This is a genomic window from Nonomuraea sp. NPDC049400 (genome assembly GCF_044466425.1).
Taxonomy (GTDB): Bacteria; Actinomycetota; Actinomycetes; order Streptosporangiales; family Streptosporangiaceae; genus Nonomuraea.
This window is the reverse complement of the sequence record NZ_JBITMP010000064.1, coordinates 1-23,298: the sequence shown is the minus strand read 5'-3', so window position 1 is coordinate 23,298 and position 23,298 is coordinate 1. Positions and strand designations below refer to the sequence as shown.

The window sequence follows — 23,298 nt, the reverse complement described above, 5'->3', positions numbered from 1 at the left end:
TGCGGTAGCACGGACGCAACGTCAATGGCCCGTGACCGCGTGAGAGGTCGCTGAGCAGGCGAAATCTCCGCAATCCCGAAATTTTTCGGTGCGACGGTCTGGTGGCCTGCGGACTTCACGGAGCAAAGTGTGAGGATGACCGGCGAAGACCCGACCACGACGTTGCCCAAGCTCGCGCGGATCGCCCGTGAGGCAGGCGTTTCCGTGGCAACCGTTTCCAAGGCGCTCAACGGCAGGCCGGACGTCTCCGCCCACACCCGCCGTCTGATCGCCGAGGTGCTGGAGCGGCTCGGCTATCCCGCGCAGCGCCTCAAGCCTGCCAAGGGCAGCATGGTCGACGTCGTTCTCCAGGGGCTGGGCTCGCCGTTCGCGCTGGCGATCCTCGAGGGCGTGGAGGAGGCGGCCTGGCGGCTGGGCGTGGACCTGGTCGTCTCCGCCGTGGTCGACCGCACCAAGCACGGCCAGCCGCCGACCGCCTGGCTGGACCGGATCAGCGCGCGTGACAGCGCCGGAGTCCTGCTCGTACGTACGATGCCGACCGCCGCGCAGCGGGCCTGGATGGCCGACCACGGCATTCCCGCGGTGATCGTCGAACCGCGCCGCGACGCCCCGCGGAGCATGCCCGTCGTCTCCTCGACGAACCTGGCCGGCGCCCGCGCCGCCACCGAGCACCTCATCGGCCTGGGCCACGAGCGCATCGCCATCGTGACCGGGCGCCCGGGGGTGCCGTGCGCCAGGGAACGGCGGGCCGGCTACCGCCGGGCCATGACCGCGGCGGGGCTGAAGCCGGACCCGCGATGGGAGGTGTGCGGCTATTTCCAGATGGACAACGCGCGCGCCGCCACCAGGGAGATGCTCGCCTCGCTGCCCGAGCCGCCGACCGCCGTCTTCGCCTGCTCCGACGTCATGGCGCTCGGGGTCTACCAGGCGCTCGGCGAGTTCGGGCTCCAGGTGCCCGGCGACGTGAGCGTGGTCGGTTTCGACGACTCGCTGGCGGCGCTGTACGCCGTGCCCGGGCTGACGACCGTCCGCCATTCGTGGCCGGAACTGGGCGCGGCCGGGCTCACCGCACTGCTGTCCAGCAGGCCGCCGGAGCGGGTGGAGGTGCCGACCACTCTCGTCGTGCGCTCCAGTACCGCTCCCGCATGAAAGTTTCATGCGCGACCTCCGCTTTTCGCCCCGGTTTAGTTTCTTGGGTTGACATAACCCGGCGGGTGCTTCTTCCTCGGTGGCTACGAGGAAGGAGAACAGGAAATGGTCGTGCGCAAACGCGCAGGCGCCGCCCTCCTCACGGCGGCGGCGATCGTCTGCGGGGCACTGTCCCAGCCCGCGCAGGCGGCCGCCGAGCCCGTGGCCGGTGGTGTCTACCAGCTCAAGGTGACCAAGAGCGGCATGTGCCTGGACGTGGTGGGCGGGTCACAGGACAACGGCGCGCAGTTGCAGCAGTGGGGCTGCACCCCTGACGCCTGGCAGCAGTTCACCGTCGTGTCCGCCGGACCGGGCGTCTACACCATCCGCAACGTGAACAGCGGCCGGTGCCTCGATGTGCCGAACGGGGCGGCCACCAGCGGGCTGCGGCTGCAGCAGTGGGGGTGCGGCGACGGCGCCAAGAGCAACCAGTTGTGGCGCTTCGTCGCCTCGGGCAGCGGTACGTACCAGGTCGTCAGCGCCGCCACCGGGCTGTGCATGAGCGACGAGGGCGCTTCCACCGCCGCCGGAGCCGCCGTCATCCAGGAGACCTGCACCGCCAACACCAACAAGCAATGGGCCTTCAGCCCTGTCTCGAACGCCAGACCCACGGTCGCGGCGGACGGCTCCGGCACGTACCGGACGGTGCAGGCCGCCGTCGACGCCGTGCCCGCGGGCAACGCCGCCCGGGTCACGATCACCATCGCGCCGGGGACGTACCGCGAGATCGTCCGGATCCCCTCGACCAAGCCGTACATCACGCTCCAGGGCCTCGGCTCCTCCGCGGGCGGCGTCGTCATCGTCAACAACCACTCCGCGGGCGAGTACGGGACGTCCGGCAGCGCGACCGCGTTCGTCGACGGCCACGACTTCATCGCCACGAACCTGACGATCTCCAACGACTTCGACGAGAGCTCGGCCTCCAGCGGCCACCAGGCGGTGGCGCTCAACCTGAACGCCGACCGGTCCCGGCTGTCCAACGTGCGCCTGCTCGGCGACCAGGACACCTTCCTGGTCAACAACTCGGCCCGGGCCTACGTCTCGAACTCGTACGTGGAGGGCACCGTCGACTTCATCTTCGGCGGCGGCACCATCGTCTTCGACAACTGCGACATCTACGAGAAGCGCGCCACCGGCGGTCCGCTCACCGCCGCCAGCACGGACGCCGCCAAGACCTACGGCTTCCTGTTCTACCGGTCCAGGATCGCCGGAGCGGCCGCGTCCGGCACCACCAGCCTGGGCCGTCCCTGGCGCCCCGCCGCCCAGGTGCTCTACCGGGAGTCCACGCTCGGATCTGTGATCAACACCGCTCAGCCGTGGACCGACATGTCCTCCAATTCCTGGAAGAACGCCCGCTTCTTCGAGTACCGGAACAGCGGGGCGGGAGCCGGGACGAACGCCAACCGGCCGCAGCTCACCGACGCCCAGGCCGCGAACTACACCCCGCAGAAGTACCTCGCCGGGGCCGACGGCTGGAACCCCATCGGCTGACCCCGCGCCTTCGGAAGGACAACCATGCGTTTCATGAACATCCGCACGCGCACGGCCCTCGCCGTCCTCGCTGTGCTGACGTCACTCGGGATCGTGTCCTCTCCCGCCCGAGCGGACACGCCCGCGGCGGGCGGTGTCTACCAGCTCAAGGTGAGCAAGAGCGGCATGTGCCTGGACGTGGTGGGCGGGTCACAGGACAACGGCGCGCTGCTGCAGCAGTGGGGCTGCACCCCGGACACCTCGCAGCAGTTCACCCTCCGGTCCTCGGGCTCGGGCGCCTACAACCTGGTCAACGTCAACAGCGGGCGCTGCGTCGACGTCCCGAGCGGCTCCACCACCTCCGGGGTGCGCCTGCAGCAGTGGGGATGCGGCGACGGCACCAAGGCCAACCAGCAGTGGCGCCTGACCGCGTCCGGCAGCGGCACGTACCAGATCGTCAACGTGGCCAGCGGCCTGTGCATGAGCGACCAGGGGGCCTCCACCGCCGCCGGAGCCGCGATCATCCAGGAGACCTGCACGGCCAACACCAACAAGCAGTGGCTGTTCACCTCCGCCGGCGGGCGCGCCTGGTCCAACGCCGCCGACGGGTTCGCCGCCACCAGCGGCAACGGGCTGACGACCACCACCGGCGGCGCCGCCGGGGCCACGGTCACCGTCACCACCTACGCCGACCTCGTCAAGTACGCCACCGCCGCCGAGCCGTACGTCATCAAGGTCAACGGCGCCATCACCGTCACGCCGTACGGCACCGAGATCAAGGTCGCCTCCAACAAGACCATCGTCGGCGTCGGCACCAAGGGCCACATCGTCAACGGCGGCTTCTTCCTCCGCACCGGCGTCAGCAACGTCATCATCCGCAACCTGACCATCCGCGACACCCGCATGGCGGACGACGACCCCGACGACAAGGTCTACGACTACGACGGCATCCAGATGGACACCGCCCACCACGTCTGGATCGACCACAACACCATCACCCGCATGAATGACGGGTTGATCGACAGCCGCAAGGACACCAGCTACCTCACCGTGTCCTGGAACGTCCTGGCGGAGAACAACAAGGCCTTCGGCATCGGCTGGACCGAGAACGTCACGGCGCGGATGACGATCCACCACAACTGGATCCGCGACACCAACCAGCGCAACCCCAGCACCGACAACGTCGCCTACGCCCACCTCTACAACAACTACCTGCAGAACGTCACCGGCTACGGCAACTACTCGCGCGGCGCCACCAAGATGGTGATCGAGAACAGCTACTACGACACGGTCAAGGACCCCTTCTACCCCGACCCCACCGCCCAGCTCCGCCAGAGCGGCAGCATCCTGGTCAACTGCACCGGCAAGCAGACCACCAGCGGCTCGGCCTTCACCCCGAGCTCGTTCTACTCCTACAGCCTTGACCCGGCCGCCGACGTGCCGTCCCTGCTCAGGACGTACGCGGGCCCTCAGGCCAACATCGGCACCTGACGCGCCGGCGCCTCACCTGCGCGCGCCGCGCGCAGGTGAGGCGCGGGAAACGCTTCTAGTACTGTGATCACGTGGCCGGAGTTTTCAAGGTTTTTCACGCTTCTCCCGACGATGGGGATGCGGTCGGTGTGATCCACGCGGAGTCCTGGAAAGCTGCTTATACCGGCTTCTTCAGCCCGGAGTTCGGTGATGCGGCGGTGAGCCATCGGCGCGGCAAATGGCATGGCGTGCTCGCCGAGGGCAAGGACACCATCCTGCTGGCCGCGTTGGACGGGCGACCGCTGGCCTTCTCCTACTTCGGCTCCTCGCCCGAACAACCCGAATCGGCGGAGATCTTCGGCTTCTACGGTCACCCGGATGGCTGGGGGAGCGGCATCGCGCAGACCCTGATGACCGCCTCACTGGACAGGATCCGCGAGACGGGCTTCAAACGGGTCCATCTGTGGACCCTTCGCGACACGCCTCAGTCGCGCCGCTTCTACGCCAAGAGCGGCTTCACCGAATCCGGCGCGGTCCGCGATCACGACTTCGGTGACGGCAACCCGATCGCGCAAGTGGAGTACCAGCTCATCTTCCCCTGAAATCATCGGGAAACACGCCTGTATCCGTCATCGCTCGAGTATCGCTGCGCGCGCCGGGGACTTACCGGGTATGGGTGGAACCATGATCTTTTTCAGGCGGGCGATCCCAGTCGCCGTACTCTCTGTTCTGACCATCTCGATCATCGCCGTCCCGCCCGCGACAGCCGACGCGCGCAAGCGGTCAGAAGCCGAGGCCGGGGCGCTGGCCCGCCGCATGCTGGCCCAGTTGAAAGTCGCCAAGGCATTATCGATCCGCGGCTACAGCCACCGGCGGTTCATGCCTCGATGGGCTCATCACAAAGGCAAGTGCAATTCGCGGGAGATGGTCCTGGCCCGCGACGGGCGACGCGTGCGCAAGAACGCGGACTGTCACCCCGTCAAGGGCCTCTGGTACAGCCCGTACGACGGCAAGTGGCTGAAAAGCGAGAAGCAGGTCGACGTCGACCATGTCGTGCCGCTGTCGTATGCCTGGCGCTCCGGCGCCAGCAAGTGGAGCCAGGCGCGCCGGCGCGCCTTCGCCAACGACCTCACCCGCCCGGAGCTGCTCGTGGTCAGCCACTCCGCCAACGTCGCCAAAGGCGGCAAGGGGCCGCAGAGCTGGCGCCCGCCGCGCCGCGCCTACTGGTGCCGGTACGCGACCTCGTGGATCACCGTGAAGCACCACTACCGGCTCTTCGTGACCAAGAAGGAGAAGGTGGCCCTGCTCAACATGCTCCGCACCTGCCGGGGGCGCTGATCGCCCGGAGGCCCCGGATGCCGGATTGACGGCGACGCCTTCAGATGGTCATGTCGTGTGTAACAGCCTACGAGAGGCAGGTGCACGCGTATGTCCCAGCCGAAGGATCAGGGCAAGAAGCAACCACGCAGGATCCACGAGAAGAAGGTCAGGACCCGCGGCGAGGAGACGACCTGGCACAAGCCCGACTACCAGGTCGTCGAGGCGTCGATGGAGATGTCCGCGTACTTCCTGGCCACCAGGTAAGCCGGGGATCGCCGTGCGACTGCAGGTGCTCGGCACCGCGGCCGGTGGCGGCGTGCCCCAGTGGAACTGCGCGTGCCCTGGATGCTCCGGGGCGCGCGCCCACCCGGGCCGGCGGCGGCGCCACGCCAGCCTCGCCGTCCAGCGGGCCGACGGCTGCTACGTCGTCAACGCCACGCCCGACATCGCCGACCAGATCGAGGCGTGCGCATGGCTGCGCCCCGGCCCGGGCCCGCGGCAGTCGCCGCTGAAGGGCGTGATCCTCACCGACGCCGAGCTCGACCACACGATCGGCCTGCTGCGGCTGAGAGAGGCCGACACACTGGAGGTGCACTCCACCCCCGCGGTACGGCAGGCGCTGCGGCCCTTCGCCGACATCCTCCGGCCCTACCTCCAGCTCACCTGGGCCGACGCCGACGCCATCCCGGTCTCAGGCAAGCGTCCCCGCTACGCCGCCGGCGCCCCCGATTCCCCGGGCTGGGTGTCCGCGCTGCGCCTCACCGACGGCTCCGCCACGCTGATCTACGCTCCCGCCATGGGGGTATGGCCTGACGAGCTGGACGAGGCGTTCGCCGCGGCCGACTGCGTGATCGTCGACGGCACGTTCTGGGACGACGACGAACCCCGGCGCACCGGGATCTCCGCCAGGACCGCCACCCAGATGGGCCATCTGCCGATCACGGCCACCATGGAGCGCCTGTCCCGGCTGCCGGGCCGCTGCCTCTACACCCACTTCAACAACACCAACCCCCTCGTGGACCCGGCGGCCGAACAGCACAAGGTGCTGGCCGAGCTGGGCGTCGAGGTGGCCGCCGACGGGACGGTGATCGACCTGTGAACGGCTTCGAGGCGGAGCTGCGCGCCGTGCCGGAAAAGCATTACCACCACCTGCACCCGTTCAACCAGCGCATGCACGCGGGCGAGCTGAGCCGCGACGAGCTGCGGGGCTGGATACTCAACCGCTTCCACTACCAGCGGCACATCCCGATCAAGGACGCGTTCATCGTCGGCAAGCTGGCCACGCCGGAGCTGCGCCGGATGTGGCTGCGCCGGATCCAGGACCACGACGGCACGACGCCGGGGGAGGGCGGCATCGAGCGGTGGCTGCGCCTCGGCGAGGCCGCCGGGCTGGATCGCGACCTGCTGCTGTCGGGCGAGGGCGTGCTGCCGGGGGTGCGGCTCGCGGTCGACGGCTACGTCAACCTGTGCCGCAACGGCTCCGTGCTGGAGGCCGTGGCCGCCTCGCTGACCGAGCTGTTCGCACCCGACCTGATGCGTACGAGGATCGCCGCCTTCGAACGGCACTATCCGTGGATCGACCCGGAAGGGCTGCGCTACTTCCAGATCCGCGTCTCCCAGGGCCGCCGGGACAGCGGCGAGGCCTTGAGCCTGGTCCTCAACTGGGCGCGCAGCCGCACCGACCAGGACAAGGCCGTAGCGGCGCTCGCCTACAAGTGCGACGTGCTGTGGGCGCTGCTCGACGCGGTGGACGGGGCGTACCGGTGACGGCGCCCGCGGGGTGGCGTCCGGTGCTGTCCCGCTCGGCCCTGCTCCGTCATGATCCGGTACGGCAGGCGGATCTGCTCATCGTGCCCGAACGGATCGTCGTGCTGAACGAGGAGGCGGCGGCCATCGTCGGGCTCTGCGACGGGCGGCGCACCGTGGCCGACATCGTGGCGGAGATCGCGGCGGAGTTCCCCGGGGGCGTCGAGGCCGACGTGGTGGAGTTCCTCGACCGCGTGCGCGCCGAGGGATGGCTGCGGTGAACCCGCCGTGGGCCATGCTGGCCGAGCTCACGCACGCGTGCCCGCTGCGCTGCCCGTACTGCTCGAACCCGGCCGAGCTCGCGGCCAGGTCGAGCGAGCTCGGCACGGGGGAGTGGCAGCGGATCATCCGGGAGGCGGCGGCGCTCGGCGTGGTGCACGCCCACCTATCCGGCGGCGAGCCGCTGCTCAGGCGCGACCTGACGCCGATCGTGGCCACGGCCGACCGGGAAGGCGTCTACACGCAGCTTGTCACCAGCGGCGTCGGGCTGACGGAGCGCCGGCTCGGGGAGCTGGCCGAGGCGGGGCTGCGCAGCGTGCAGCTGTCGGTCCAGTCGGCCACCGAGGGGGAGTCGGACCGGATCGCCGGGGTCAGCTCGTTCGCGCGCAAGGAGCGGGCGGCCGCCGTCGTGACGGCGAGCGGGCTGCCGCTCGGGCTCAACGTCGTGCTGCACCGGGCGAACCTCGACGCCGTGGGCGAGATCATCGAGCTCGGGCTGGCGTGGGGCGCGGAGCGCATCGAGCTGGCCAACACCCAGTTCTACGGGTGGGGCCTGCTCAACAGGGCGGCGTTGCTGCCCACCAGGGAGCAGCTGGCCCGCGCGGAGGCCGTCGTACGGAAATATCGCGAGAAAACGGATGTCGAGCTGATCTGGGTGGTTCCCGATTACTTCGACGGCGTGCCCAAGCCCTGCATGGGCGGATGGGGCGCGATCTCGATCACCGTTGCGCCCGACGGCAGGGTGCTGCCCTGCCCGGCCGCCTACGACCTGCCGCTGGAGCTGCCGAACGCCCGTGACCGCTCGCTCGGCTGGATCTGGGAGCACTCGCCCGCGTTCAACGCCTACCGGGGGACCGCCTGGATGAGCGGGCCCTGCGCCGGCTGCCCGCGCAGGGAGCTCGACTTCGGCGGTTGCCGCTGCCAGGCCTACGAGATCACCGGCGACGCCGGGCGTACCGACCCGGCGTGCGCGCTGTCACCGGACCACCACCTGATCTCCGAGCTCGCCGGCGGCGGCACCTGGACATACAGGTCTCCGGCCCCGTCGGGCGATTTGACGGATAAGTGACCATTTATGGCGGGGAGCTTGACGGCTCGTTCACGTAACCATCATGGCCGATTCATAGCCTTGAGGGGATGGCAAAGCTGACAGAAGCCGCCGGGCCGGGCATGCTCGCCGCCCTCACCTTGGTGGCCTGCGCCGCCGGCCTGAGCGGGACCGCTCTCTTGACCGCCGACGATGAGCCTGAGAGGCCTCCGGTCACGGCGTCGGTCTCCGGCTCGGGCTCGACCGCGCAGAAGGGCGCGATGGACGCCTGGCGTGCCGACTTCTACCGGATGCGCCCCGACCTGCGGGTGGACTACCGGGCCAACGGATCGGGGGCCGGGATCCGCGAGTTCATCCAGGGCAAGACCGCGTTCGCCGGCTCAGACGTCGCGATGCGCCCCTGCGAACAGGCGCAGGCCGACAGGCGCTGCGGCGGCAAGGCGGTGCGCCTGCCCATGGTGGTCGGCCCCATCGCGGTGACCTACAACCAGCCGGGCGTGCCGGCTCTGAAGCTTTCGCCCGCCACCCTGGCCGGTATCTTCAGCGGGCGGATCACCAGGTGGGACGCCCCGGAGATCGCCGCCGACAACCGCGGCACGCGCCTGCCGCACACCGGCATCCGGGTCTTCCACCGCTCCGACGACTCGGGCACGACCCACAACTTCACCACCTATCTCAAGGCGGCGGGCCGCTGGCCGCACCAGCCGTCCAGGAAGTGGAGCGGCTCCGGGCAGGGCGCCACGGGCTCCACGGGGATCACGGAGGCCGTCCAGCACACCAAGGACTCCATCGGATACGTGGAGTACGGGTTCGCCAGCAACGCCAGCCTGCCCACCGCCAAGGTGCGCAACGCCTCCGGGCAGTTCGTTGCGATTTCGCCAGAGAGCGCCACCATTGCCCTGGCGGACGCCCGGGTCGGCGGCGCGAACGGTGATCTGGTGGTGAAGTACGACCACCTGACCAAGAGCAGGGACGCCTACCCCATCGTCCTGGTCACCTACGAGATCACCTGTGCGAAGAACACCGACTCCGTCGCGCGGGCCTTCCTGACCTACACCGCGGGCAACGCCGGCCAGTCCTCCCTCGCCCTGCACGGCTACGCCCCGCTCCCGCCCGACCTCGTCGCCAAGGTGCGCGCCCAGCTCGGCGTCACCAGCTGAACGATCGCTACCGCGACGGCTGTTTAACCGTTTACACGTACGGGCGGCCGAGTCCCGAGTTGACGTGCCCGATTTGCCTGCGCCATCATCCGTTCAAGCGGTTACATGGGCTTACCGGGACAGAGGGAGGTCGGATGCCTCGTCGGGCCATGCCCGAAGACGGACGGCCCCGCCCCACGACGATCCGGGACGTGGCCAGGCACGCCGGCGTCTCGGTCGCCACCGTCTCCCGGATCCTGTCCGGCACCTATCCCAGCGCTCCCGCCACGCGCGGCAAGGTCATGCGCGCCGTGCGCGAGCTGGACTACGTGGCCAACGCCCATGCCCGAGGGCTGGCGGGCGTACGCCCCAAGAGTGTGGCCATCGTGGTCACCTCCGTCGTCTCCCCGCACTACGCCCATGTCGCGCAGGGAGTGCAGGACCAGGCCGCGCGCGAAGGCCGGTTGTGCATCGTCGGCACCACCGGCGGCGACCCCGAGCGGGAGCTCGCCACGGTCCAGCTGCTGCGGGAGGAGCACGCGGAAGCCGTCATCCTCGTCGGCAACATGCCGGTCGACGACGCCTACCGCGAGCGCATGGCCGACTACGCCCGCGCGCTGGCCGTGGCCGGCTCGCGGCTCGTGCTGTGCGGCCGGCCCCCGCTGGGCGACGACGTGCCGGCCATCGTGGTCGAGTACGACAACACCGGCGGCGCCTACGCGATCACCAGCCACCTGCTCTCCGCCGGCCACAAACGCGTCCTGTTCCTGGGGCGGCGGGCCGGTTACACCACGCCAGAGAGCCGGATCGCCGGCTACCGCTCGGCGCTGGCCGCGCACCGCGTCCCGCACGACCCCGGCTTGGAGGTCGACAGCGTGGTCATGGACCGGCGCGACGGCTACCGCATGATGCGTGAGCGGCTCGACGCGGGGCCACGAGACTTCACCGCCGTCTTCGCCGGGAACGACCTGATGGCCGCGGGCGCGCGCGAGGCGCTGCGCGAGCGCGGGCTGCGGATCCCGGATGACGTCTCGCTGGTCGGCTTCGACGATCTTCCCCCGGCGGCCGACATCGACCTCACCACCGTTCACGTGCCGCACGAGGAGCTGGGCCGCACCGCCGTACGGCTGGCTCTGGAGAGCGACGCCGCGGGCACCGCCCAGCACGTCATGCTCGGCACCCACATCGTCGTCCGCGATTCGGTACGCCCCAACCTGGAAGAACCGCTGTCACTCTGATGCTGCCGCCAACCGATCCTCGACTGTCCCCGCACACCGGCTGGACCCGCGCTCACTGGGAGAGCATGGCGGACCACCTGCTGGACGCCGTGGTGCCGTACGCCACGGACGGCTTCGCCCAGTTCCGCCTGCCCGGTCCGGCGAGCCGGTCAGGTCCGGTGAGCGACGGGCTTGAAGGGTTCGCCCGCACGTTCCTGCTCGCGGCCTTCCGCATCGCCGGGGCAGGCGGCGCCGTACCGCCCGCCCTGCTGGAGCGCTACGCAGCGGGGCTGGTGGCCGGCACCGACCCCGCGCACCGGTATGCCTGGCCGCCCCTGGCCGACATGTCCCAGCCGCTCGTCGAAGCCGCGTCCGTGGCGCTCGCCCTGCACGAGACCCGCCCGTGGCTGTATGACCGGCTCTCTCCGGCGCAGCAGGAACGGGTGGTGGCGTGGCTGGCCGGGTTCGTCGGGCGGCGCACGCCGGCCAACAACTGGGTGCTCTTCCAGGTGGTCGTGGAGCAGTTCCTGGCCGAGGTCGGCGGGCCGCACGACCCCGCCGAGATCACCGGCGGGCTGGAGCGGATCGAGGACTGGTACGTCGGCGACGGCTGGTACTCCGACGGCAAGGGCAAGAACTTCGACTACTACTCCGGCTGGGCGATGCACCTGTATCCGTCGCTGTGGGCCAGGATGGCCGGCGACACCGCCCGCCGGCAGCTCTACGCGGATCGCCTGAGCCGGTTCCTGGAGCAGTACCAGCATTTCTTCGCCGCCGACGGCGGGCCGCTGCACCAGGGACGCTCGCTCATCTACCGGTTCGCCACGGTGGCACCGCTCTGGCTGGGCGCGCTGACCGGGGCCTCGCCTCTTCCGCCGGGGCGGACCAGGCGGATCGCGAGCGGCGTGCTGCGCCACTTCGCCGAGCGCGGCGCCCCCGACGGCCGTGGCTTGCTCACGTGCGGCTGGTACGACGACTTCCCGCCCGGCAAACAGGACTACTCCGGCCCCGCCTCGCCGTACTGGGCCAGCAAGGCCTTCCTCGGCCTGCTGCTGCCACCGGGGCACCCGGTCTGGACGGACGCCGAAGAGGCCGCGCCCGTCGACCTCGCCGACCAGGTCGTGGCGATGCCCGCGCCCGGCTGGCTGCTGCACGCCACCCGCGAGGACGGCGTCGTCCGGATCGTCAACCACGGCAGCGACCGCGATCGCGTGCAGGATCCCCAGGGTCCGCCCGACCCCCACTACCTCAGGCTCGCCTACACCAGCCACACCGGCCCGGACATCGGCGACGAGGCGATCGACGGGCAGCTCGCCGTGCTCTCACCGCAAGGAGTCACCTCCCGGCGCCGCCGCATCGAGCGCCTCACCGTGGGGGAGTGCTTCGCCGCCTCGGCCTACGAGGACGGCCCGGTCCGCGTGGTGACCGCCTCCCTGATCGACGGCCCGGCCGAGATACGCCTCCACCAGGTCACGGCGCCCGCCGGGCACCAGGTGCGGGACGGCGGCCACGCGCTCGCCGACCGGCAGCCGCCCGCGACCCGGTCCGAGGGCGTCCTGGCGCAGGCCCGGCGCGCGGACGGCCTGACCAGCGTGGTGCGCGGGCTGCACGGCTACACCGGGGCGGGCGTGTCGACCGCGGACGGTGTCAACGCCTTCGGCCGGGACTCCGCCACGCCGTACGTGACCTGCGACGCCCATCCCGGCGGCACCGCCGTGTACGCCAGCCTGGTCCTGCTCACGGGAGCCGGGCAGGAGCCGCCCGCGCCTGCGATACAGGTCGACGGCGAGGAGGTCACCGTGACGCTGTCCGGTGGTGAGCCGGTCAAGATCCGTCTCGGTGACGTCACCACCTCGCCGCCCTGCCGCAGCCCCTGGCGCTGATCGAGTCGGCGCGTCGGCAGGGCTTTGCCTCTTTCCGGACCGCTACCGGTACCGCTACGGCGACGGGCATGTGGCCGGGCCCGCCGACGGCCCGGTCGTGCTCGAGTGCCACACGGATGGGCCGGTTCCGCTGCCCGGCGGGGTGCCCCAGGGTGGTCTGGCGGGCCGGCGTGGACCTCAACCCAGCCGGTCACCGCGATCACGTGCAGCCCGGTGCGCTCGGCCAGCGCCTTCATCAGCGACGGGCTGCGGCCGAACCCCAGCGGCGTCATCTCGACCACCGGGGACAGCACCAGCCGCTGAGCCGCCGCCACCTCGGCGACGGCCGCAGCGAGGAAGTGTCAACAGTGGATCACTCCAGGGCCATGAGCGCCCACGACTGGCCCGCGGCCAGCCCCGCCAGCTCGCGGCCGCACTCCTGCAGCGCCTGCGGGCTCGAGGTGATGTGCGCGGTGCCGGTGTTTACGTCCCTGAACAGCCGCTGGATCAGCCCGTCGCGCACGGCAGTCGTACCGCCCGACGCGTAGACGAACCGGGCCACCTCGGCGACCGTCCACGTGATGTGGTTGAGCGCGAGCCGCACCATCGTGTCCTGGCGTACGTCGAGGTGGCGGCCCGAGTCCAGGGCGCGTTCCACGTCGTCCCACGTCTCGTGCACCAGGGCCTTCGCCGCGCGGAACTTCGCCTCGGCGCGTGCGAAGTCGGCGTGGAAGGCGTCGCTCCCGGCGATCTGGCCGGTCCGCCCGGTCCGCGCCGCGACGTAGCCGATCAGCTCGTCGAGCAGCCGGCGGCCGACGCCGAGTGCCCAGGCGGAGTGGCAGATCAGCGCCTGGTTGACCAGGCCGAGCCGGTAGATCGCGCCGCCGCGCAGCGGCTCGTTCTGGTCGAAGACGTGCGTCTGCGACTCCGGCACGAAGGCGCCCTCGATGGCGTAGTCGATGCTGCCTGTCGCGCGCAGGCCCAGGACGTCCCAGTTGCCGAGCATCTTGGCGTCCTCGATCGGGGTGATGAAGATCCGGACCTCGTCGGTGCCCTCGATGGCGCCCAGGCTGTGGACGTACTGGGCGTGCAGCATGGCCGAGGCGAAGCTCCACTGCCCGCTGAGACGGAAACCGCCGTTCTCGCGTACGGCGGTGCCGGGCCTTGTGCCCTGGCCGGCGAAGAGCGGCATCCGCGGCCCCTTGAAGATCCGCTCGACGGCGTCGTCGCCCAGGTAGGCACCGGCCGTGCCGTTCTCCAGTGTGGTGGCCATGACCACCCAGCCCGTCGAGGGGTCGGCGTACGAGAGCTCCTCCAAGACGGCGATGAGTTCCCTGGGGGACAGCTCGGCACCGCCGAGCGGCGTCGGGACCCATATGCCGAAAAGTCCTGCCTCATGCAGGGCGTCCACGACGGGCGTGGTGAGCCTGCCCTGCGCCTCGGCGGCGTCGGCGTCGCGCTCGATCAGCGGGCGCAGGTCACGGGCCCGCTCCAGCGGCGCGGTGCCGGCGGTGTGCAGTCGCGGCGTATCGCTCATGTCCAGGTACTCCTGTTCGTGATCGTCGGCGCTCTTACTCCGTCAGATCACGTAAGTGCCGCGTTGTCCAGAGCCGGTGACTCCAAAGAAGAGCCGGCGGCGGACCCGCTGTCCGCCGCCGGCTGCGGCCTTCTCCGTCGTGCCCGGTCAGTCGGTGCCGGACTCCATCGCGGCGTGGTCGAGCAGCACGTCGTCGTCGGGGACCTCGCCGACCTCGCCGCGCGAGGCGATCGCCTCGGCCCCGCCCTCAGGCATCGCCCCGATCAGCCCGGTGGCCGCCGCCTGCGCGGCGCCGATCAACGTCGGCTGCCCGCTGCCGACCAGGCCGAGCCTGGCGTACTGCTCCAGCTTGGCGCGGGAGTCGGCGATGTCGAGGTTACGCATGGTCAGCTGGCCGATGCGGTCGAGCGGCCCGAAGGCGGAGTCCTCGGTGCGCTCCATGGAGAGCTTGTCCGGGTGGTAGCTGAAGGCCGGCCCGGACGTGTTCAGGATGGAGTAGTCCTCGCCGCGCCGCAGCCGCAGGGTCACCTCGCCGGTGACCGCCGCCCCGACCCAGCGCTGCAGCGACTCGCGCAGCATGAGCGCCTGCGGGTCCAGCCAGCGGCCTTCGTACATCAGCCTGCCCAGCCGCCGTCCCTCGTTGTGGTAGCTGGCGAGGGTGTCCTCGTTGTGAATCGCGTTGACTAGCCGCTCGTACGCCGCGTGCAGCAACGCCATGCCGGGCGCCTCGTAGATGCCCCGGCTCTTGGCCTCGATGACGCGGTTCTCGATCTGGTCGGACATGCCCATGCCGTGCCGGCCGCCGATGGCGTTGGCCTCCAGCACCAGGTCGACGGCGGAGGGGAACTCCTTGCCGTTGATGGTGACCGGCCGTCCCTGCTCGAAGCCGATCGTGACGTCCTCGGTGGCGATCTCGACGGCAGGGTCCCAGAACCGCACGCCCATGATCGGCTCGACGATCTCGATGCCCGCGTCGAGGTGCTCGAGCGCCTTGGCCTCGTGGGTCGCGCCCCAGATGTTCGCGTCGGTGGAGTAGGCCTTCTCCGTGCTGTCCCGGTAGGGCAGGCCGTGGGCGAGCAGCCACTCGGACATCTCCTTGCGGCCGCCGAGCTCGCTGACGAAGTCGGCGTCCAGCCACGGCTTGTAGATCCGCAGGGAGGGGTTGGCGAGCAGGCCGTACCGGTAGAACCGCTCGATGTCGTTGCCCTTGAAGGTGGAGCCGTCGCCCCAGATCAGCACGCCGTCCTCGAGCATCGCGCGCACCAGCAGGGTGCCCGTGACGGCCCGGCCGAGCGGGGTGGTGTTGAAGTACGTACGGCCGCCGGAGCGGATGTGGAACGCCCCGCAGGCCAGGGCCGCGAGCCCCTCCTCCACGAGGGCGGCCCGGCAGTCGACCAACCGGGCGACCTCCGCGCCGTACGCCTTGGCGCGACCGGGCACCGAGCCGATGTCGGGCTCGTCGTACTGGCCGATGTCAGCGGTATAGGTGCACGGCACCGCACCCTTCTCGCGCATCCACGCGACCGCTACCGAGGTGTCGAGGCCGCCGGAGAAGGCGATCCCGACGCGTTCGCCGACAGGCAGGGAGGTGAGCATCTTGGACACGAGTAGAAGTATATACACACCAATGCATGGCCATGCAACGCGCACCGCCCTGTCGTCAGAAGTCGACCCGCATCACCACCCGCCGGACGGTGGGGTGGCTGACCTCCTCGAACCCGGCGTCCTCGAAGACCTGACGGGCGCCCACGTGCAGTTCGCCCCAGGTGATCTCCTTGCCGGGCTGAGTGATCATCGGGTACGCCTCGAGCGCCCGGGCGCCGCGTTCGCGGGCGAAGCCGATCGCGGCCAGGGCGAGGGGATAGGTCAGCCCGCGGCCGCGGTAGCCCTTCCGGATCACGAAGCAGGTCACCGCCCAGACGCCGTCGTCGTCCTTGTCCTCGGCGCGGCCGGCCCACGGGACCCGGGAGGTGCGCAGCTTGGGGTAGGCCGTCCGCGGCTCGACCGCGACCCACCCCGCCGGCTCGTCCCCGACGTAGGCCACCAGGCCGCTGGTGGCCGCGGAGTCCGGCTCGCCGCAGGCGGTCTGCGCCCGGCGCATCGCGGTCCGCTGCTCCTGCGTGGAGTCGCGCCAGATCCAGCCGACGACCTTGAACCTCTGGCACTGGCACCGGCCCGCGTCGGTGCCGAAGATCGCGGCAAGGTCGTCCCAGGACGCCTCGTTGGCGGGGACGATGGTCAGCTGCCCGGCCGTCAGCGACGGTGCAGGAAGCGTGGTGTCCGGAGCGGTGTCCTCTGTCATGCCCGGCATGCTAGGACCCGTTCCGGACGTTCGACTTCCGGATCGCGAGGCCGGCTCGCGGGAGGCACGGCGGTGTCAGAACTGTCCCGCTCGGATCAGCCGATCCTGATCGGGAGTGTACGGGGACCGCGGACCTGGCTGGCGGCCCAGGTCACGGCCGAGGGATCCGCGAGCGTGAAGTCCGGGACGCGCTCCAGCCAGACCTCCAGAGCCACGCGGAGCTCCATGCGGGCCAGGTGGGAGCCGACACAGCGGTGGATGCCCAGGCCGAAGGCGGCGTGCCGGTTGACCTCGCGGTCGATGACGACCTCGCCCGCCCGCTCGAACTGGGCCGGGTCGCGGTTGGCCGCAGGGAACGGCAGGAGGACCCAGTCGTCGGCCTTCATGTCCACGCCGTTCCAGTGCATGTCCTCCTTGACCAGGCGGGCCATGGTGACGGGCGCGTAGGCCCGCAGGAACTCCTCCATCGCCGTGGGCAGCAGGGCGGGCTCGGCGGCCAGCCGCTCGCGGTCGGCCGGGGTCTTGGCCAGGTGCCACAGGGAGGCGCCGATGGCGCTCCAGGTGGTGTCGATGCCGGCGATGAGCAGCAGGTTGATCGTGCCAAGGACGTGGTTGGGGTCGAGTTTCTGGCCGAGCAACTCGGCGTCGAGGAGGTAGCTCGTCAGGTCGTCGCGGGGGTTGGCGACGTGGTCGCGGATCTGGGCCAGCAGGTAGTCCGACAGCCGGGTGAACCGCTCGATGCGCTCTTCCTGCGGCCGGTTGATGCTTTCGAGCGCGCTCTCGACGAACTCGCCGAACATCGGCGTGTCCTCCTGAGGGAAGCCGAGCATGTCGGCGATGACCCGCGTCGGGATGTGCTGGGCGTAGTCACGAGCGGCGTCGACGACGTCCCGTCCCGCGAACGCGTCGATGAGCTGGTGGCAGAACGCCCTGGTCGCCGGCTCCAGCTTGGCGACGGCGTTCTTGGTGAAGGCGGGCAGCAGCAGCTTGCGCGCGTCGTGGTGGAAGGGCGGGTCGGAGGAGATCGGCGGCACGGCGCCCACCGGCGCCAGATCCCTGGGCGGCCTGACGTTGCCCACGACGATCGCCCGGGAGCTGAAGTGATCGGTGTCGTACGCGATGGCCGCCACGTCCTCGTAGCGGGTGGGTAGCCACGCGCCGCCGAACCGTTCGGTGTGCGCGATCGGGCAGCGCTGCCTTAAGTCGTCCTGGATCGGGTACGGATCGGCCGCCCACTGCGGATCGACGTGGGAGAAGTCGGTCGCCCAGTCCGAGACGGGATCCGTGACGATCTCGCTCTGGTAGCCGTTGCGGAACCGTTCGTCGCGCGACCTCTTAAGGTCTTCGCCGAAGCGGTCGTCCACCGTCATCGCCCGGCTCCTTCGAGGTCGATCGCCCGTTCGGGACAGTTGGCCGCAGCCAGACGCGCGCGCGGCTCCTCGCCCGGCGAGACCGAGCCGTCGCCGAGGACCGTCCCGTAGCCTTCGTCGTCCTCGCCGAACAGGTCGGGGGCGAGGTCGTAGCAGCGGCCGTGCCCGTGACAACGTTCGGAGTCGATCAGTACTCTCATTGCCTCGTTCCTGTCTGGTTCCTGCCTGACTGTCCGGTGGTCTCCGTTCCGTGAAGGTGCCGGTTCCGCGGGAGTGACGCCTACGATGTCGCCCCCATGAGCGATATCAAAAAACCGTTCATTTGATATGTCAAGGAGAATCGCGGCGCCATCCGTGTCTGACGCGCTTGCAGATGTCAGAAAGGCATCGGGGATGTCAGCGGACCTGGCAGCAGGCCATCGGAGATGTCATCAGGCGCGTGTAAGGCAGGAGGTTCGGCCCGGGTGACGTTGGGGGCACTAGTTGGCCCACGGGGGCAATAGGTGGCCCATCTGGGAGCGATAGTTGGCCCCGCGTTTCCGCCAGGCAGGTCTGACTGAGCGCCTGAGTCGGCGGATGTGCGCTTGAGTTAGCGAGTTCCGCGCATACGAGGAGCGAGGAGAGGCTGCTTCGGTCCGGCTCGATCTGCTGTCTTCGCTGGCGAGAGGGATGTTAGGCCGTTTGCATGCTTGATCCGGATCTGTCGTATGTCTGTGCCGCCGAGACTGCTGGGCCACAATGGCCCGCATGCCTACCATGCCCGAAGATCACGCTGAGACCGCAAACCCCTCCGCACTCAACGCCTATGACATGATCGCCGATGGGTACACGGCCGAGAACGAGACGAGCCTCCTGAACGCGTACTACGAGCGGCCAGCGATGCTGGAGCTCGCCGGGGACGTGACCGGCCGGCGCATCCTCGACGCCGGCTGCGGCTCGGGCCCCCTGTTCGCCGAGCTGCGCGATCGAGGCGCCATCGTCACCGGCATCGACGCGAGTGCCGGGATGCTGGAGCAGGCCCGACGCCGGCTGGGCGCCGACGCGGATCTGCGGGTCGCCGACCTGGCTGGCCCACTGCCCTTCCCCGACGAGGCGTTTGACGACGTCACCGCGTCCCTGGTGCTGCACTACCTGGAAGACTGGGGACCGACACTGGCCGAGCTGAGACGCGTGCTGAAGCCTGGTGGCAGACTGCTCGTCTCGGTCGACCATCCTTTCTCCGTCGCTCTCTTTCAGCACATGGCCGGGGAAAAGCCCAAGTACTTCGAGACCCGTATCCGGATCGATGAATGGACCATGGGTGGGCAGACCGCCCAGATGAAGTTCTGGGACCGGCCGCTGCACGCGATGACCGAAGCCTTCACCGCGGCTGGCTTTCGCATCAGCGTCATCAGCGAACCGCCGTTTGTGCCGGAAGCCCGCGAACTGTTCCCCGAGGAGCTCCGCGAGATCGAGCCCACCCGCACGAGGTTCCTGTGCTTCTTGTTCTTCGTTCTCGAAGCCAGCTAGGCGCCTCGTAACGATCAATCGTGGTGACTGAGCGTTTTCAGCGGGCGATTCCCGAACTGAAGCGCTCAGTCACGGCAGGGAAGGCCCTCCACAGGTCCTGTTCTTGGCGGAATCGGTGGTACGTCTGCTTCAGGAGTGCTGTGGTTGAGTGATGACAGTACGCGACGCTCCGGAGGTGCGGTCGGAGTCCTGCGGGTTGGAGGAGCTGTTCTGCGCTCACACCTTCAGTGAGCAGTCGCGGGGTTCGCTGTTACTGGGCCCGCAGTGGCCACGCCGATGGAGAGGGACGTGGCGGACGCCGGCAGGTGAGCTGGTATGCCCGGCCCGGGACCTGGCGGCCGTGCCGGCGTTGGAGTGCGTACCGGTTCGACGGTTCTCCTGGCGAACAAACCAGCGCCACCGCCCAGGCCTGCAATTCATGGTGTCGACCGGTCGGATGCACGGGTTCGAGTCGCTGGCGGAGCAGAAGCTGCTGCTGGCACTGGACTTCGCCGGCGCCGTGATGGAGGTCCTGCCGCAGCCGTTTCGGCTGCGGTTCGAGGCCGACAACGGCTTCCGCGAGCACGTCCCGGATTTCTTGGCGGTGCTGCGAGACGGATCAGCGTGGCTGTTCGATGTCCGGCCCGCTTCGTTGATCCGAGATCGGGATGACGTCGCCTTCGCCGCGGCGCGGGAGGTGGCGTGGGCGGTCGGGTGGCGATATGCGGTGGTGGCGGGGTGGCGCCCTCACGTGCTGTCGTGATCGACGCGATGTCCGCGCAGCGCCGCCCGCTGCAAGACCCGCTGGGCTTGCAGGGACAGCTGCTGAAAGCGCTGGCGGCCGGGCCGGCCGGGTTCGGGGCGCTGGCGCGCCGAGACCGCGGCCGTCTGTCCCCGCTGCCTGGCCGGCCCCGACCCGATCCGGCGCATCTCCTGGCACCTGCTGCCCTGCGTGGTCTGCCCGATCCACCGCGTTTATCTGACCGGCTGGTGCCTGAGCTGCCACACCCGGATCAGCGTCGGCGACACCCCCGCTACCGGCGTGAATGCAACGGACCGTTCGGCCCGCAGGGGCGCATCATCGGCACCCGCAACTGCCGGCAACAACTCGCCCGGCTCTCCAGCCAGCCTGCCGGAAACGAGAAATTGCTGCGCATCCAGCAGGACCTCCTGGCCCGGCTACGCCGCCCACGCGATGGCCCCATCGAACCCACCAAGGCGTTCTGGGATCTCTATGAGCTGCTGTTCCGCCTGGCGATCTACTTCGGCACCCCGGAGATGCTCCCCACCGGCACCGACGCCTACCTCTGGTGGACCTTCCACGAGTTCTGCCACCTGCGCGACCAACTCGCCCTCACCGCCGGACCCACCGCCCGCGAACGCTGCGGCGACCTGCTCCACTACCAGCCCGGGCCACTGCTCAGCGCCGCTGCGATGCTCATCATCGACGAACTCAACTTCACCGGCAGCATGCTGGACGCGCTGCGCTACTTCATGAACCAACGCCGCTACGACCCCTGGGCCGGCACCCTCTGCACGAATACTGCGACGACTACCACCCCACCGCCGTCACCAACCGGGTCCTCAACCACCCCAAGATCAGAAACGTCGACCCGACAGCTCAAACCGCTCCCTCTGGGAACCCGGCCAGCCTCACCACCTGCACTCACCTGAAACCGCCGAAGACCTAGACCTACCCGAGGCCGCGCTGCTGCTGGCCGGAGAGGGACTACGACCCTGGGAAGCTGTTACGCCCATCCGGGCCGCCATTCCGCGAGAAGCTCACCGCCTGGGCGAGCAGACGTGATGTCGACCTTGTCGGTAGTTTCACAATCATGTCCAATACCGACTTCACCCCGCTTCGTGTCACCCATCTCACTCATGGCCTTACGGCATCCCTATAGTCCGGATCATGGACTCTCTATCAGGCCACTACATCAGCAACGTCGCATCCGCGATGGCCGCAGTGCTTGGCTCACGCCTGGTGGGCGTCTACCTACATGGGTCCGCAGTGCTCGGCGGCTTCGACGCCCGGCGCAGCGACATCGACGTCCTTGCCGTCTGCGAGCACCCCATGACGGCAGATGAGCAGGCAGCCGCCGCAGAACGGCTAAGCACCGACCGCCTACCTTGCCCTGCTCACGGGCTGGAACTGAGCGTCGTTACCCTCCCGGTCACCCGGCACCCCACGGCACAGCCGCCCTTCGAGCTCCATGTCACTACAGCTCCCGACGACACCAAGGTCGTCGATGGTCATGAGCACGAGGGAGACCCGGACTTGGTGTTGCACTTTGCCGTATGCCACCAGGCTGGTCGCCTCGTCGGTCCCGGCCGCGTCCCGGCCGAGGTATTCGCTCCAGTCGCCCATGATTTGATCATGGCCCGACTGGTGCCCGAGTTGCGCTGGGCCGCAGAGCACGCGCCTGGTGAATACGCAGTGCTCAATGCATGTCGTGCCTGGCGGTTCGCAGCAGATGCCACACTCGTGTCCAAAATCGACGGTGGACAGTGGGCGCTCCACCGCCTGTCGACCATGGGCCATGAGTTGGTCCAGTCAGCCCTCGATCACCAGCGATGCCTACCCGCTGCCGAGCTCGACCCACGCGAGGTCACGCGATTCGTTCACTGGATCCTTTCTAGGATCACCGACACATCGGCATAACGCGGCCTCCAGTTCCGCCGACGACCCTGGACCAAAACAACATCAAACTTTGGAATCATAGGCTTCTTGTCTCTCATGAGATCTGGCGTGCGTCTCACCTATCTGGCATGTTTCGCCGCTCCTCTACCTGGTTGGTGTGGCTAGCTACTCAGAGAGCCATCTCTTCGACGGTTCGGGGTGATAGCGTCCACACGTGCGTTGATCTCGGGGCAGCGGCTCAGTGCCGCCGCAGACGGTGCGGGTGGCCCCCACAGGCGAGGCCGCCCCGACAGGCATAGCCGGCACCATCCCACCGGAGATCACACGATGCCCACTCAGCAGCCCCTCACCTACCATGCGTTCGTCGAAATCGCCGTCGCCGATCCAGCCGTTTCCGGACTCGTCCTCAAGGGTTCCCACGCCCACGACGGCATGATCACCGAGCACTCGGACTACGACTTGTGCGTCGTCCTTGCCGACGGCGCCGCAACGGATCTCACCCGGTTTACGGGCCACCGCACCCCCGAACTCGACTTGGTGATCCTCTCGCTCGCAGAGTTCCGCGCGGCCGGAATGCCCGGCTTCGAGCGCTACGCCCTCGCCCGCGCCAGGGTCGTCCTCGACCGGCTCGACGGAGGCATCGCCCACATCCTGGCCGCCAAGGCACGGCTCGACGCCGATGAAGCATTCCGGAACTCCGGTCAATGGCTCGACGCCTACGCCAACTCCCTCTACCGCTCCATCAAGAACGACCGTGACGGGCATGCACTCGCCGCCCGCCTCGATGCGGCTGACAGCATCCGGTTTCTCCTTGAGCTGCTCTTCGCTCTCGACCGTCGCCCGCGCCCCTACAACAAGTACTTGGAGTGGGAACTCGCCCGATACCCGTTGCCCGGCTGGGACACAGGCATGCTGCTCGACGCCGTGTATCGCATCTCAGGAATGGGCGACACCCCCTTGCAACGGCGCCTCTTCGCCCGTGTAGAGGCAGCGGTCCGGCGCTCCGGACACGGCGCGGTGCTGGACGCATGGGGCGAGGATCTCGACCTCATGCGACCGCAATAGGGGATATCGCGAAGGGCTGCCGGGCAATTGTGGTACCGCCGCCTGTCAATGGCCATTAGTGCGGTTCTGATCCACTTACTGTGATCTGTTCGCGAGAGTTACGAGCCTCCTTCAGTCCGCATGGAGAATCTGTAGGCGCAGCAGGTCGAAGGAGGC

Annotated in this window: 23 protein-coding genes and 1 pseudogene; 19 read left to right on the top strand and 5 right to left on the bottom strand. The window is 69.2% G+C overall.

What is annotated here, in order from left to right; all coding sequences use genetic code 11:
* Positions 1-135: 135 nt before the first annotated feature.
* From ACIBVN_RS52530 to ACIBVN_RS52465, 14 genes and pseudogenes are all read left to right on the top strand, one after another.
* A complete protein-coding gene (locus ACIBVN_RS52530; RefSeq protein WP_397149049.1) occupies positions 136-1,149 on the top strand; it encodes a LacI family DNA-binding transcriptional regulator in 1,014 nt (337 codons plus the stop codon).
* Between the two features lie 105 nt (positions 1,150-1,254).
* Complete coding sequence (locus tag ACIBVN_RS52525; RefSeq protein ID WP_397149048.1) at positions 1,255-2,679, top strand: pectinesterase family protein; 1,425 nt, start codon at positions 1,255-1,257, stop codon at positions 2,677-2,679.
* Positions 2,680-2,712: 33 nt separating this feature from the next.
* Positions 2,713-4,149, top strand: a complete 1,437-nt coding sequence (locus ACIBVN_RS52520; protein WP_397149046.1) for an RICIN domain-containing protein — start codon at positions 2,713-2,715, stop codon at positions 4,147-4,149.
* A gap of 71 nt (positions 4,150-4,220) precedes the next feature.
* Positions 4,221-4,730: a GNAT family N-acetyltransferase gene (locus ACIBVN_RS52515; protein ID WP_397149045.1), complete on the top strand. Its 510-nt coding sequence runs from the start codon at positions 4,221-4,223 to the stop codon at positions 4,728-4,730.
* Positions 4,731-4,812: 82 nt separating this feature from the next.
* Complete coding sequence (locus ACIBVN_RS52510; protein ID WP_397149043.1) at positions 4,813-5,466, top strand: HNH endonuclease family protein; 654 nt, start codon at positions 4,813-4,815, stop codon at positions 5,464-5,466.
* Positions 5,467-5,556: 90 nt separating this feature from the next.
* The gene (locus ACIBVN_RS52505; protein WP_344988122.1) at positions 5,557-5,712 is read left to right on the top strand and encodes a hypothetical protein; all 156 of its coding nucleotides are present in this window, start codon (positions 5,557-5,559) and stop codon (positions 5,710-5,712) included.
* A gap of 13 nt (positions 5,713-5,725) precedes the next feature.
* Positions 5,726-6,547, top strand: a complete 822-nt coding sequence (pqqB, locus tag ACIBVN_RS52500; protein WP_397149041.1) for a pyrroloquinoline quinone biosynthesis protein PqqB — start codon at positions 5,726-5,728, stop codon at positions 6,545-6,547.
* The gene (gene pqqC, locus ACIBVN_RS52495) at positions 6,544-7,215 is read left to right on the top strand and encodes a pyrroloquinoline-quinone synthase PqqC (protein ID WP_397149039.1); all 672 of its coding nucleotides are present in this window, start codon (positions 6,544-6,546) and stop codon (positions 7,213-7,215) included. The genes pqqB and pqqC overlap by 4 nt, the downstream gene beginning before the upstream one ends.
* Positions 7,212-7,475, top strand: coding sequence for a pyrroloquinoline quinone biosynthesis peptide chaperone PqqD (pqqD, locus tag ACIBVN_RS52490; RefSeq protein ID WP_397149037.1), 264 nt, complete (start codon positions 7,212-7,214; stop codon positions 7,473-7,475). Before pqqC ends, pqqD begins: the two co-directional genes overlap by 4 nt.
* Positions 7,463-8,542 (top strand): pyrroloquinoline quinone biosynthesis protein PqqE, encoded by a 1,080-nt coding sequence (gene pqqE / locus ACIBVN_RS52485; RefSeq protein WP_397149035.1) that lies wholly within the window; start codon positions 7,463-7,465, stop codon positions 8,540-8,542. Before pqqD ends, pqqE begins: the two co-directional genes overlap by 13 nt.
* Before the next feature lie 68 nt (positions 8,543-8,610).
* Entirely contained in the window at positions 8,611-9,681 is a 1,071-nt protein-coding gene (gene pstS, locus ACIBVN_RS52480) for a phosphate ABC transporter substrate-binding protein PstS (protein ID WP_397149034.1), read from the top strand.
* A 134-nt stretch (positions 9,682-9,815) separates the two neighbouring features.
* Entirely contained in the window at positions 9,816-10,898 is a 1,083-nt protein-coding gene (locus ACIBVN_RS52475) for a LacI family DNA-binding transcriptional regulator (RefSeq protein WP_397149032.1), read from the top strand.
* Positions 10,898-12,760, top strand: coding sequence for a DUF2264 domain-containing protein (locus ACIBVN_RS52470; RefSeq protein WP_397149030.1), 1,863 nt, complete (start codon positions 10,898-10,900; stop codon positions 12,758-12,760). The genes ACIBVN_RS52475 and ACIBVN_RS52470 overlap by 1 nt, the downstream gene beginning before the upstream one ends.
* Positions 12,730-12,945 (top strand): annotated as a pseudogene (locus tag ACIBVN_RS52465) (DUF2332 family protein); the annotation flags it as partial. The gene ACIBVN_RS52470 and the pseudogene ACIBVN_RS52465, both read left to right, overlap by 31 nt.
* A 167-nt stretch (positions 12,946-13,112) precedes the next feature.
* Here the strand turns inward: ACIBVN_RS52465 and ACIBVN_RS52460 are convergent.
* The 5 genes from ACIBVN_RS52460 to ACIBVN_RS52440 form a co-directional block, all read right to left on the bottom strand.
* Positions 13,113-14,276: an acyl-CoA dehydrogenase family protein gene (locus ACIBVN_RS52460; protein WP_397149029.1), complete on the bottom strand. Its 1,164-nt coding sequence runs from the start codon at positions 14,274-14,276 to the stop codon at positions 13,113-13,115.
* 147 nt (positions 14,277-14,423) lie between these two features.
* Positions 14,424-15,881, bottom strand: a complete 1,458-nt coding sequence (gene argG / locus ACIBVN_RS52455) for an argininosuccinate synthase (protein ID WP_397149027.1) — start codon at positions 15,879-15,881, stop codon at positions 14,424-14,426.
* Positions 15,882-15,936: 55 nt separating this feature from the next.
* Complete coding sequence (locus tag ACIBVN_RS52450; RefSeq protein WP_397149025.1) at positions 15,937-16,578, bottom strand: GNAT family N-acetyltransferase; 642 nt, start codon at positions 16,576-16,578, stop codon at positions 15,937-15,939.
* Between the two features lie 95 nt (positions 16,579-16,673).
* The gene (locus tag ACIBVN_RS52445) at positions 16,674-17,948 is read right to left on the bottom strand and encodes a cytochrome P450 (protein WP_397149023.1); all 1,275 of its coding nucleotides are present in this window, start codon (positions 17,946-17,948) and stop codon (positions 16,674-16,676) included.
* The gene (locus ACIBVN_RS52440; protein WP_397149021.1) at positions 17,945-18,148 is read right to left on the bottom strand and encodes a ferredoxin; all 204 of its coding nucleotides are present in this window, start codon (positions 18,146-18,148) and stop codon (positions 17,945-17,947) included. Before ACIBVN_RS52440 ends, ACIBVN_RS52445 begins: the two co-directional genes overlap by 4 nt.
* Positions 18,149-18,686: 538 nt before the next feature.
* On the opposite strand from ACIBVN_RS52440, the gene ACIBVN_RS52435 reads away from it, so the two are divergent.
* From ACIBVN_RS52435 to ACIBVN_RS52415, 5 genes are all read left to right on the top strand, one after another.
* Positions 18,687-19,457, top strand: a complete 771-nt coding sequence (locus ACIBVN_RS52435) for a class I SAM-dependent methyltransferase (protein WP_397149019.1) — start codon at positions 18,687-18,689, stop codon at positions 19,455-19,457.
* 151 nt (positions 19,458-19,608) lie between these two features.
* Positions 19,609-20,199, top strand: coding sequence for a TnsA-like heteromeric transposase endonuclease subunit (locus tag ACIBVN_RS52430; protein WP_397149018.1), 591 nt, complete (start codon positions 19,609-19,611; stop codon positions 20,197-20,199).
* Positions 20,196-21,110: a hypothetical protein gene (locus ACIBVN_RS52425; RefSeq protein WP_397149016.1), complete on the top strand. Its 915-nt coding sequence runs from the start codon at positions 20,196-20,198 to the stop codon at positions 21,108-21,110. The genes ACIBVN_RS52430 and ACIBVN_RS52425 overlap by 4 nt, the downstream gene beginning before the upstream one ends.
* 238 nt (positions 21,111-21,348) lie before the next feature.
* Positions 21,349-22,098: an aminoglycoside adenylyltransferase domain-containing protein gene (locus ACIBVN_RS52420; RefSeq protein ID WP_397149014.1), complete on the top strand. Its 750-nt coding sequence runs from the start codon at positions 21,349-21,351 to the stop codon at positions 22,096-22,098.
* A 306-nt stretch (positions 22,099-22,404) separates the two neighbouring features.
* On the top strand, positions 22,405-23,142 hold the full coding sequence (locus ACIBVN_RS52415) for a hypothetical protein (protein WP_397149012.1): 738 nt from the start codon (positions 22,405-22,407) through the stop codon (positions 23,140-23,142).
* Positions 23,143-23,298 lie beyond the last annotated feature (156 nt).

Excerpts from the sequence above, each read along its gene's own strand:
- ACIBVN_RS52450 (WP_397149025.1), bottom strand. The coding sequence starts at position 16,578 with ATGACAGAGGACACCGCTCCGGACACCACGCTTCCTGCACCGTCGCTG.
- ACIBVN_RS52525 (WP_397149048.1), top strand. The coding sequence starts at position 1,255 with ATGGTCGTGCGCAAACGCGCAGGCGCCGCCCTCCTCACGGCGGCGGCG.
- ACIBVN_RS52520 (WP_397149046.1), top strand. The coding sequence starts at position 2,713 with ATGAACATCCGCACGCGCACGGCCCTCGCCGTCCTCGCTGTGCTGACG.
- ACIBVN_RS52505 (WP_344988122.1), top strand. The coding sequence starts at position 5,557 with ATGTCCCAGCCGAAGGATCAGGGCAAGAAGCAACCACGCAGGATCCAC.
- ACIBVN_RS52530 (WP_397149049.1), top strand. The coding sequence starts at position 136 with ATGACCGGCGAAGACCCGACCACGACGTTGCCCAAGCTCGCGCGGATC.
- pstS (WP_397149034.1), top strand. The coding sequence starts at position 8,611 with ATGGCAAAGCTGACAGAAGCCGCCGGGCCGGGCATGCTCGCCGCCCTC.
- ACIBVN_RS52420 (WP_397149014.1), top strand. The coding sequence starts at position 21,349 with ATGGACTCTCTATCAGGCCACTACATCAGCAACGTCGCATCCGCGATG.
- ACIBVN_RS52510 (WP_397149043.1), top strand. The coding sequence starts at position 4,813 with ATGATCTTTTTCAGGCGGGCGATCCCAGTCGCCGTACTCTCTGTTCTG.
- ACIBVN_RS52415 (WP_397149012.1), top strand. The coding sequence starts at position 22,405 with ATGCCCACTCAGCAGCCCCTCACCTACCATGCGTTCGTCGAAATCGCC.
- ACIBVN_RS52475 (WP_397149032.1), top strand. The coding sequence starts at position 9,816 with ATGCCTCGTCGGGCCATGCCCGAAGACGGACGGCCCCGCCCCACGACG.
- ACIBVN_RS52460 (WP_397149029.1), bottom strand. The coding sequence starts at position 14,276 with ATGAGCGATACGCCGCGACTGCACACCGCCGGCACCGCGCCGCTGGAG.
- ACIBVN_RS52470 (WP_397149030.1), top strand. The coding sequence starts at position 10,898 with ATGCTGCCGCCAACCGATCCTCGACTGTCCCCGCACACCGGCTGGACC.
- pqqE (WP_397149035.1), top strand. The coding sequence starts at position 7,463 with ATGGCTGCGGTGAACCCGCCGTGGGCCATGCTGGCCGAGCTCACGCAC.
- ACIBVN_RS52445 (WP_397149023.1), bottom strand. The coding sequence starts at position 17,948 with ATGACGGTGGACGACCGCTTCGGCGAAGACCTTAAGAGGTCGCGCGAC.
- ACIBVN_RS52440 (WP_397149021.1), bottom strand. The coding sequence starts at position 18,148 with ATGAGAGTACTGATCGACTCCGAACGTTGTCACGGGCACGGCCGCTGC.
- ACIBVN_RS52435 (WP_397149019.1), top strand. The coding sequence starts at position 18,687 with ATGGCCCGCATGCCTACCATGCCCGAAGATCACGCTGAGACCGCAAAC.
- ACIBVN_RS52430 (WP_397149018.1), top strand. The coding sequence starts at position 19,609 with ATGACAGTACGCGACGCTCCGGAGGTGCGGTCGGAGTCCTGCGGGTTG.